General features: G+C 48.7%; 9 protein-coding genes and 1 rRNA gene. 6 read left to right on the top strand and 4 right to left on the bottom strand.

Features of this window, described 5'->3' with window-relative positions:
* Together D3P08_RS22405 and D3P08_RS22400 are read left to right on the top strand one after the other, a co-directional pair.
* Positions 1-126 (top strand): 23S ribosomal RNA (locus D3P08_RS22405); the annotation flags it as partial.
* A 523-nt stretch (positions 127-649) separates the two neighbouring features.
* Positions 650-829, top strand: coding sequence for a hypothetical protein (locus D3P08_RS22400; protein WP_119602353.1), 180 nt, complete (start codon positions 650-652; stop codon positions 827-829).
* Positions 830-846: 17 nt separating this feature from the next.
* On the opposite strand, the gene D3P08_RS22395 is transcribed toward D3P08_RS22400, so the two are convergent.
* Both D3P08_RS22395 and D3P08_RS22390 read right to left on the bottom strand, forming a co-directional pair.
* A complete protein-coding gene (locus D3P08_RS22395) occupies positions 847-1,305 on the bottom strand; it encodes a CBO0543 family protein (RefSeq protein ID WP_119602352.1) in 459 nt (152 codons plus the stop codon).
* A gap of 96 nt (positions 1,306-1,401) precedes the next feature.
* On the bottom strand, positions 1,402-1,710 hold the full coding sequence (locus tag D3P08_RS22390) for a hypothetical protein (protein WP_119602351.1): 309 nt from the start codon (positions 1,708-1,710) through the stop codon (positions 1,402-1,404).
* Positions 1,711-1,897: 187 nt separating this feature from the next.
* Here D3P08_RS22390 and D3P08_RS22385 point away from each other — a divergent pair, with 187 nt between their 5' ends.
* From D3P08_RS22385 to D3P08_RS22375, 3 genes are all read left to right on the top strand, one after another.
* Positions 1,898-2,806 carry an AraC family transcriptional regulator gene (locus D3P08_RS22385; RefSeq protein WP_119602350.1) on the top strand — a complete coding sequence of 303 codons (909 nt, stop codon included), beginning with the start codon at positions 1,898-1,900 and terminating at the stop codon, positions 2,804-2,806.
* Between the two features lie 120 nt (positions 2,807-2,926).
* Positions 2,927-4,435 carry an alpha-glucosidase/alpha-galactosidase gene (gene melA, locus D3P08_RS22380; RefSeq protein WP_119602349.1) on the top strand — a complete coding sequence of 503 codons (1,509 nt, stop codon included), beginning with the start codon at positions 2,927-2,929 and terminating at the stop codon, positions 4,433-4,435.
* A 93-nt stretch (positions 4,436-4,528) separates the two neighbouring features.
* The gene (locus tag D3P08_RS22375) at positions 4,529-5,488 is read left to right on the top strand and encodes a hypothetical protein (RefSeq protein WP_119602348.1); all 960 of its coding nucleotides are present in this window, start codon (positions 4,529-4,531) and stop codon (positions 5,486-5,488) included.
* A gap of 38 nt (positions 5,489-5,526) precedes the next feature.
* Here the strand turns inward: D3P08_RS22375 and D3P08_RS22370 are convergent, their stop codons facing one another.
* Together D3P08_RS22370 and D3P08_RS22365 are read right to left on the bottom strand one after the other, a co-directional pair.
* Positions 5,527-5,778 carry a hypothetical protein gene (locus D3P08_RS22370; protein WP_119602347.1) on the bottom strand — a complete coding sequence of 84 codons (252 nt, stop codon included), beginning with the start codon at positions 5,776-5,778 and terminating at the stop codon, positions 5,527-5,529.
* 171 nt (positions 5,779-5,949) lie between these two features.
* Complete coding sequence (locus D3P08_RS22365) at positions 5,950-6,963, bottom strand: LacI family DNA-binding transcriptional regulator (RefSeq protein WP_119602346.1); 1,014 nt, start codon at positions 6,961-6,963, stop codon at positions 5,950-5,952.
* Between the two features lie 127 nt (positions 6,964-7,090).
* On the opposite strand from D3P08_RS22365, the gene D3P08_RS22360 reads away from it, so the two are divergent.
* Positions 7,091-8,875, top strand: a complete 1,785-nt coding sequence (locus D3P08_RS22360; RefSeq protein ID WP_420819053.1) for an L-fucose isomerase — start codon at positions 7,091-7,093, stop codon at positions 8,873-8,875.
* Positions 8,876-8,889: the final 14 nt, after the last annotated feature.

Genomic DNA, 8,889 nt, shown 5'->3' with positions numbered 1-8,889 from the left:
GCCCCCCTCAAGATGAGATTTCCCAATTCGTAAGACCCCTTGAAGACGACGAGGTTGATAGGTTCGGGGTGGAAGCACAGCAATGTGTGGAGCTGACGAATACTAATCGGTCGAGGGCTTATCCTAAGATACCCCACAAAGTGAAGCGAATGCTTCGAGGATTATTCCGAATACTTTGCGGGGACCCCAATTACAAGCTAAAGTTCAGCAATACTTTCGTATTCAGTTTTCAAGGTACAACAATCACAAAAAACCACCCACGGGGTGGTTTTTTATTTTGGGCGTCAGGCTTGCTAATTATTTTTCATCTGATCTTGTTTGTCCTCTGGAATTTTCTGGGTCAATAATTTTTCATAAACTTCGGAGTTGGAATGGATATTCTGCTTCTTCGGCTTTTTAGATTTGTTCATTTGGATTATTCCCCCAAAATCATAGTTGTTTGGTTTCGGCATTACTTCACAGCATATTCTTTAAACAAAAGGAGAGAAAACATACATCTTGGAAGCGATATAAATCGTGGCACGACGGATTGCCTATTGTTCGAATTGTTTATCTAAACCGGGGTTTGGATACAATAAGTTGAGCTGACTGGTTAATAAACAAGGCTCTTAAACATCATTCTGTGATTAATAAAGGGAGGGCATCAAGGATGGCGAACAAAAAAAGTTATTATACATTTGAGGAACCATCAGGCACTACAATTGAATTTCAAGCCACCAGTTTGCAGCAGGCCATGACCATCAAGAAGAAAAGAGCACAAGAATTAGGGATTGAAAAAGAGGCTTTTGAGCTGAAAACGATAAGTAAAAAACCGAGCCAGAGCGTATAGCCTGGCTTTTTGAATGGCTAACTTTTGTTTTCAATATACAAAAATAACTTGTGAGCAGCTAAGTTTATTAATAAGCAAAACGGGTATAGAAGCGCAGAGTACCACCATTCCCATCCGCTGTAGTAAAACATCCCTACACGCACGCTTAACAATTCGTAGCCTAAAGCAAAGGCAGACCACGCGGCGATATATATGCCTTTTTTAGGAAGGCCTCCTAGGAAAGGATAGAAATTCAGGAAAACAATATTAACAAGCGGGAATAGGACATAAATGATGAAATAACCGGGAATATCGATACCTTTGTTGAAGTAACCGTAAAGCCCTAATTGTAAGTTAAAGATAAAATCAGTGAGTGTGGCAAAGACAATAGCGAATAAAGCAGCCGCATAAATACTTGAAAGCGGAATTTTCTTTTTCATAGCCAATGTTATAATAAGAAAAATAAAAATTGTCGCGGCAAGCAGTATGACTGACATGGAAACCTCCGTGTGAAAATGATGCGACGATTAGGCTTAAATAGCCTCACCGTACGTGCCTAAGCCTTGGGAAACCAAGGTTTTTTTGCTTTTTCTTTAAATGTGGACTGCGATCATACGGAAATCACCTGTAGCCTGAAAGCAATAGCATGTACCCGCAGAATAAGTAAAATAGTTCATCCAATCAAACATTTTGAACAATCCAATCCACACCAGAGTTGGCTTAAAAAAAAGCAAAAAACGCGCTGACAACGGTCCAAATAGAGGTAGCGGTGGTTTCGGTAGCGTTTGACCGCCCATTGGTACACGAGCATATACACAACCGAAAATGAAGGATACGTCCAAAACAAAGCTTACCGGCGTAAACGGGATATTAGCCTTTTCCAGTTCCGTTTCTTTCGACATTTCCCCGCAGCCCCATTTCGCAAGTATGGGGAAAGTATTCCCGATCAGGAGAACTATTACACCGATTATCCGCGGGCTGAAGAATATGGCGCAGCAGCAATTGTACAACGTCTGCGAGTTCTGTCATTATAAGAAGAGGCAGGTCGTAACAACTTGTTGATGCAGGAACGAGGGCAGGGAGGTTCAAATGACTGGCGGATTATTCCGGTTTGCGGATTCGGCTGTCGGCCATATTCCGATGGCGAGCGCGTATTATTTCAAGCAATGGACGGATTTCCACATGTCGTTCCATGCGCATGACTCAACGGAGATCATGTATGTCATAGACGGGATTTGCAAGGTTGAGCTGCGGTCAGATCCAAATAATCTTGTGGAAATGCAGCTTAAAAAAGGAGAGTTTGTCATCTTGGATGGCAGAACTCCTCACCGGCTGGAGGTCACCTCTGCATGCCGCATGCTGAATGTCGAATTTACATTATCGACGGAAACAAATCTCTTCGTCACATTAGAAGCGGCTTCACTATATGATGAAGCGCTGAAGGAGCTGCTGCATGAAGAGACAAGCCATATTATGCTCAGGGATCCCAGCGATGTTTATCATGTGTTAAAGAAGCTTGTGCTCGAGCTCGACAGTCCTGCGGCGGATAGCCCGATGATCGGAATACTCTTCCTGCAGCTTCTGATGTATATTGCCAGATTAAGGACCGAGCAAGGAAAGACGCATGCGGAGCAAGGTCATTTATATATCAAACAAACCGTTTCTTTTATTCATCAGAATTATGACCGGGATATACAAGTGAAGGATATCGCGCTTGCCGTCAGTCTCCACCCCGGCTACTTGCAGCGAATATTTAAATCGCATATGGGGATGACCTTAACGGAGATGCTGACGAAGGTGCGTATGGATAAGGCCAAGATGCTGCTCCAAAACACGGACATTCCGATCGAAGACATTTCGGATTATGTCGGGGTGGGCAGCAGACAATATTTTCATCTTCTGTTTAAGAAGAGCACGGGTATGACTCCGGCCAGCTTTCGAAGGTCCGTCAATAAATCAGCCTGGGATGATAATCGAAACTATTTAATTGAAGGTTAGAATTTTTGACATTTCAAAAGGAAAGAAGTCATCATTTTGATAACGTCTCCAGATGAAGGATTGTTACAATGGGTGCAAGACGAACCTATCACACAATTCTAGAGCAGGAGGCGTTTTTTTATGTCGTTTAAAGTCGCTTTTATCGGAGCTGGAAGTATCGGTTTTACTCGCGGACTGCTTCGCGACCTTCTTACAGTGCCAGAGTTCCATAACATTGAGGTTGCGTTTACTGACATCAGCCAGCATAACTTGGACATGGTCACGGAGCTGTGCCAGCGGGATATTCGGGAGAACGGGCTGCACATTCAGATCCAATCGACGACAGACCGAAGGGAAGCGCTGGCTGGCGCAAAATACGTCATTTGCACGATTCGCGTAGGAGGGCTTAAAGCGTTCGCAACCGATGTGGAAATTCCGCTGAAATACGGAGTAGACCAATGTGTGGGCGATACGTTGTGCGCAGGCGGCATTATGTACGGTCAACGAGGCATTGCCGAGATGATGAATATTTGCAAGGACATTCGCGAGGTCGCTGCAAAGGACGTGCTGCTGCTTAATTACGCGAACCCGATGGCTATGCTGACTTGGGCTTGCAACAAATACGGCGGGGTCCGTACGATCGGACTTTGTCACGGCGTACAGCACGGGCATCATCAAATTGCCGAGGTGCTGGGGTATTCAAAGAAAGAAGTAGATATTATTTGTGCCGGCATCAATCATCAAACCTGGTATATCGGGGTGAAGGTGAACGGCGAGGATATGACCGGGAAGCTGCTGGAAGGGTTCGAGAATCATCCGGATTACAGCCGAACGGAAAAGGTCAGAATCGATATGCTTCGCCGATTTGGCTACTACAGTACGGAGTCCAACGGCCATTTAAGCGAATATGTGCCTTGGTACCGTAAACGCGCGAACGAGATTCAAGATTGGATCGACCTTGGCAGCTGGATTAACGGCGAGACAGGCGGCTATTTACGCGTTTGCACAGAGGGACGCAACTGGTTCGAAACGGATTTCCCGAATTGGATGAAGGATCCCGCACTTGCCTACCAGCCTGAGCACAGGGGCGAAGAGCATGGCTCCTACATAATCGAAGGTCTCGAGACGGGAAGAGTGTACAGGGGACATTTTAACGTCGTCAATAACGGAGTTATCACCAACCTGCCCCATGACGCGATTATTGAAGCGCCGGGATACGTGGACGGGAACGGGATATCGATGCCTCAGGTTGGAGAGCTTCCGCTTGGTCCCGCCGCTGTATGCAATGTCAGCATTTCCGTGCAGAGGCTAGCGGTAGAAGCGGCAATTCACGGCGATGATCAGCTTCTGCGTCAAGCGTTTATGATGGATCCGCTTGTCGGCGCCGTGTGCAATCCGAAGGAAATTTGGCAAATGGTCGATGAAATGCTTGTCGCAGGCGAGGAATGGCTCCCCCAATACGCGAATGCGATTGCCGCTGCCAAAGATAGGCTGGCTGCTGGAAATCTTATTCCGACGAATGAAGGCTACGCGGGCGCGGCCCGTTTGAAAACGAAAACCGTTGAAGAGATGATGCAGGACCGAGCGGCAGCCAACAAAAACGCAGGCGAATCCGATAAAGGCAAGGACCGCGAAAAATTATTGCAATAAAGCATAGGTAGCACCGTCGGGATTTCGATCTCGCGGTGCTTCTTTTCTGATATACTCGATGTACTGAAACTGAAACAGAAGGTAGTTGATAGGATGTTGAATCAACAAATATTGCGGGAAGGCTTATCCATTATGGCGTCTTGCAGAAAACAGACAGGGGACATATGGCAAGCGCATTTCGGGGCAGCGGCGATCGGCAGTTACTTTTTCGTGAAGGATCTAGGAGCGGATCAGGAGCTGGCGCAGCTCGTGTTTGCGCAATCGGGCGAAATGGTGAAGAAATACATGAGGGAAGATGAAGAGGACCGTCATCCGGCATGCGATGAACAGACCGCCGTGTCGGCCATTCTAGGCGCATTGGAACATACGATCGGCGGGCTCCACTGGGTTGGTCACAATGTCATCTATAGTGCGGCAAGTTTATTGGCGATTCGCGAGCTGCAAGGCTGGGGAAGCCAGACAGACATCACGGGGATCGCTGACCTCATTCGCGCCTTCGAAAAAACGCCGCCAGGCAGATCCTGGATCGGCTTCACGGCAGCAGAGGTCAAAAGGATGGAACTTTCGGAAGATGACGGCTTTCCGGTTATTGCCAAGCCTGAAGAACTCTCCTTGCTTGTTCTAGAGGAGCTGAGTCAATTCACTGCCATTTATCGGGCCGAATCGCATCATGATTTAATTGGTCATATGCTGACCTTTTCTCATGCGTTAAATATTCTGTTCGATCTGGGCCATGTTACGTTCTTTGAGAGAGGGCTGCGGCCAGTATTGAAATTGGTTAAAGTGTTACGAAGCAGCCGCAGCCTAACTATCGATGAACCGCTGAAATTGAGCTCGGCAGTCGATCGTTTGCCGCTGCATCCGGCGATTCCCGTAAAGGAATTGCCAACGGAAGCCGCCTTTTGGAAAAAGGATTATAGCGACCACGACTGGGACTTTGGGCATATCTTTAAGTTCGCTCACAGCTTTTACGATCATTTACGGCGAGTGGAGGAGAAGAGAGAATCGTATATCGAAAATTTCAGATGCATTATAGCCCAATATCAAAAATAAAAAGCTGCCGATTTCTCGGCAGCGATTGTGTATGATTGCTATTCCATTTCCAGGATGTCGAACGCTAGGCGGGGTTCAAAGTGGTGGATGTAGCCTCTAATCCATTCGATATCGCCTCTCGTTTTCTCTGCCGTTTCTTCACAGAGCAGATAGATCGGGACATGAAATAATTGAAAGAGCTTCTCCTTCACTTTTTCCGACTTCTCCTTATCGTTGAAGATTTCTTTATCCATCTTCGCGATAAGGAAAGAGGTATTGTACACGTTCTGCAGACAATAATGAATAACCATACGAACCACGCTCCTATGAGGATTTGGTAAGCTATTCGCCTATTCATAGTTTTCACGATTCGCCCACTGGTTATACTTGGTAGACAAGCATTCTAGTCTTATTTATTTTCGCGAGCAGAGGTATAAAATGGAAGAAAGCCCGGGACATTCGTTCCCGGGCTTTCGTTCATGTTAGGCCAGCTTCTTCACCGACCGCCTTACGATTATCTCCGCAGGCAAAATGATTTTTTTCTGCGGCCCTGCTTCCTCCCGATCCGTGATTCGTTCGATGAGCAGCTGCATCCCTAAGTAACCGAATTGATAAGCCTGCTGGGCAGCAACGGTAATAAAGGGATCCAAATCGGAATACATGCCGAAGTCGTCAAAGCAAACGACGGACACGTCCTCGGGCACCTGCAAGCCTCTTGACCGAAGAGCATGGAGCAATTCCATCGCAAGCACGTTATTGCCGGCGAGGAACGCGGTCGGGAACGGATGTAGCTGATCGAGCCAAGCCATCAGCCCCGACTGATCCTTAAACGGACCGAAGCTGGTCTCGAAGATGTAACGCTCGTTAGCGCTCAAATCATGCAGCTTCAGCATTTCGTTATACCCTTGCAGCCGGTCGCGCGCGCTGGAAATGGACGAGGAACCGTTCACTAACGCGATATTCCGATGTCCATAAGAGAGTAGGTGCTCCATCAGCTTTTTGGACGCTTCTTTACTGTCGCCCTGCACAATGTCGCTTTGGATGCCTGGGACTTCACGGTCAATGAGAACAAACGGCACGTTCCTCTCAAGCAGCCGCTCTAAATGAGCGGCCGATGGATCCCCGGCAGGGGCAAGCAAGACGCCGTCAACGCGGGTTGATAATATTGTATTGATATACTCCGATTCCTTCGACAGGTTCTCATCGCTATTGCCGAACAACAGATTATACCCGTGTTTGCGCGCCGCGTCTTCAGCTCCTCTAGAAAGCGTTGTATAGAAAGGGTTCGTAATATCGGTAATGAGCAAAAATAACGTCTTCGACTGCTGCAGCACAAGGCTGCGCGCCATCTGATTCGGCACATAGTTTAATTCCTGCATCACCTTTTTAACTTTGGCTCGCGTCTTATCGCTGACTCTTCCGGTGTTATTGATAACTCTAGATACCGTCATAGCGGAGACGTTTGCTTTATTCGCTATATCATAAATCGTAACCATGGTTGTCCGCTCCTTGTTCGTAATCCTGCTTCTATCTTACAAAATGAAAGGATTGACAGCAAGGAAAATCACTGGTAGTTTAATGTTATCGATAACGCATTTCATACTCGAATAACGGAGGATGATCATGATGGAGAAACGTTGGTTAGGCGCATTTCCGAAAATCGGCATCAGACCTACGATTGACGGAAGGAGAAAAGGCGTAAGAGAGTCGCTGGAAGAGCAGACGATGAACATGGCGAAAGCGGTAGCCCAATTGTTCGAGGAGAACCTGCGTTATCCGAATGGCGAACCGGTTCAGTGCGTCATCGCCGATACGACGATCGGCGGCGTTGCAGAAGCGGCGGCATGCGCGGATAAGTTCGCGAGGGAGCAGGTTGGGGTATCGCTTACGGTAACTCCTTGCTGGTGTTACGGTACGGAGACGATGGATATGGATCCGTCCATTCCTAAGGCGGTATGGGGATTTAACGGGACGGAACGTCCAGGTGCCGTATATTTGGCCGCAGTGCTTTCCGGCTATGCGCAAAAAGGGCTTCCGGCATTCGGCATTTACGGCGAAGACGTGCAAGACGCGGGCGACACAAGCATCCCTGATGATGTGAGAGGGAAGCTGCTAGGTTTTGCGAAGGCCGGATTGGCTGTCGCGCTCATGAAAGGAAAGTCCTATTTGGCAATGGGCTCTGTATCCATGGGGATCGCCGGCTCGATCGTAGACGACCGGTTCTTCCAGGAATATCTTGGCATGCGGAACGAGTACGTGGATATGAGCGAGTTTGTGCGCCGCATGGAAGAAGGAATCTACGATGACGCGGAATTTGTGAAAGCGCTGTCTTGGGTGAAGGAGAATTGTAAGGAAGGCCCGGATAACAACCCGGCGCAGCTCCAGACATCCCGAGATAAGAAGGATAAAGACTGGGAAACGGTCGTCAAAATGACGCTGATCACAAGAGATCTGATGGTGGGCAATCCACGACTGGCGGAGCTTGGATTCGCGGAGGAGGCGCAAGGACATAACGCGATCGTCAGCGGCTTCCAAGGCCAGCGCCAGTGGACCGACCATTTCCCGAACGGCGATTTCCTTGAAGCGATGCTGAACTCATCCTTTGACTGGAACGGAATTCGCGCCCCTTACCTTGTGGCGACGGAGAATGACAGCCTAAACGGCGCTGCGATGCTGTTTGGCTATCTACTGACGAATACGGCGCAAATTTTTGCCGACGTTCGTACATACTGGAGCGCGGCTTCGGTAGAGCGGGTCACGGGGCATAAGCTGGACGGACACGCGGCGGATGGCATCTTGCACTTGATCAATTCGGGCTCGGCGACGCTGGACGGCACCGGGCGGCAAGAAATCGATGGCAGGCCTGCAATGAAGCCGTTCTGGGACATTACGAAGGAAGAAGCGGCCAAGTGCTTGGAAGCGACCTCGTGGAGACCGGCATCGACCGAATATTTCCGCGGCGGCGGCTTCTCGTCCGATTTCTTGACGCGGGGCGGCATGCCGATGACGATGTCGCGCCTCAATCTCGTAAAGGGATTAGGACCGGTTTTGCAAATCGCCGAAGGCTATTCCGTCGATTTGCCTGAGCATGTGCACAACGCGCTGGATAAGCGCACGGATCCGACTTGGCCGACAACCTGGTTCGCGCCGGTCATAACCGGTAAAGGCGCTTTCAGCAGCGTATATTCGGTTATGGACAATTGGGGCGCGAATCACGGTTCGATCAGCTACGGCCATATCGGCGCCGATCTTATTACGCTGGCTTCGATGCTGCGTATTCCGGTTCATATGCATAATGTGGCCGAAGAGCGCATCTTCCGTCCGCGCGCATGGGGATTGTTCGGCACGGATAATCCGGAGGGCGCTGATTACCGCGCGTGCCAAACGTTCGGGCCATTATACAAATAATCGATGGAGGACAG

The organism is Paenibacillus nanensis (genome assembly GCF_003583765.1).
GTDB lineage: Bacteria > Bacillota > Bacilli > Paenibacillales > Paenibacillaceae > Pristimantibacillus > Pristimantibacillus nanensis.
The sequence above is the reverse complement of the archived record's forward strand: the minus strand, read 5'-3'. Positions and strand labels throughout refer to the sequence as shown.

Excerpts from the sequence above, each read along its gene's own strand:
- D3P08_RS22400 (WP_119602353.1), top strand. The coding sequence starts at position 650 with ATGGCGAACAAAAAAAGTTATTATACATTTGAGGAACCATCAGGCACT.
- D3P08_RS22395 (WP_119602352.1), bottom strand. The coding sequence starts at position 1,305 with ATGTCAGTCATACTGCTTGCCGCGACAATTTTTATTTTTCTTATTATA.
- D3P08_RS22390 (WP_119602351.1), bottom strand. The coding sequence starts at position 1,710 with ATGTCGAAAGAAACGGAACTGGAAAAGGCTAATATCCCGTTTACGCCG.
- D3P08_RS22385 (WP_119602350.1), top strand. The coding sequence starts at position 1,898 with ATGACTGGCGGATTATTCCGGTTTGCGGATTCGGCTGTCGGCCATATT.
- melA (WP_119602349.1), top strand. The coding sequence starts at position 2,927 with ATGTCGTTTAAAGTCGCTTTTATCGGAGCTGGAAGTATCGGTTTTACT.
- D3P08_RS22375 (WP_119602348.1), top strand. The coding sequence starts at position 4,529 with ATGTTGAATCAACAAATATTGCGGGAAGGCTTATCCATTATGGCGTCT.
- D3P08_RS22370 (WP_119602347.1), bottom strand. The coding sequence starts at position 5,778 with ATGGTTATTCATTATTGTCTGCAGAACGTGTACAATACCTCTTTCCTT.
- D3P08_RS22365 (WP_119602346.1), bottom strand. The coding sequence starts at position 6,963 with ATGGTTACGATTTATGATATAGCGAATAAAGCAAACGTCTCCGCTATG.
- D3P08_RS22360 (WP_420819053.1), top strand. The coding sequence starts at position 7,091 with ATGATGGAGAAACGTTGGTTAGGCGCATTTCCGAAAATCGGCATCAGA.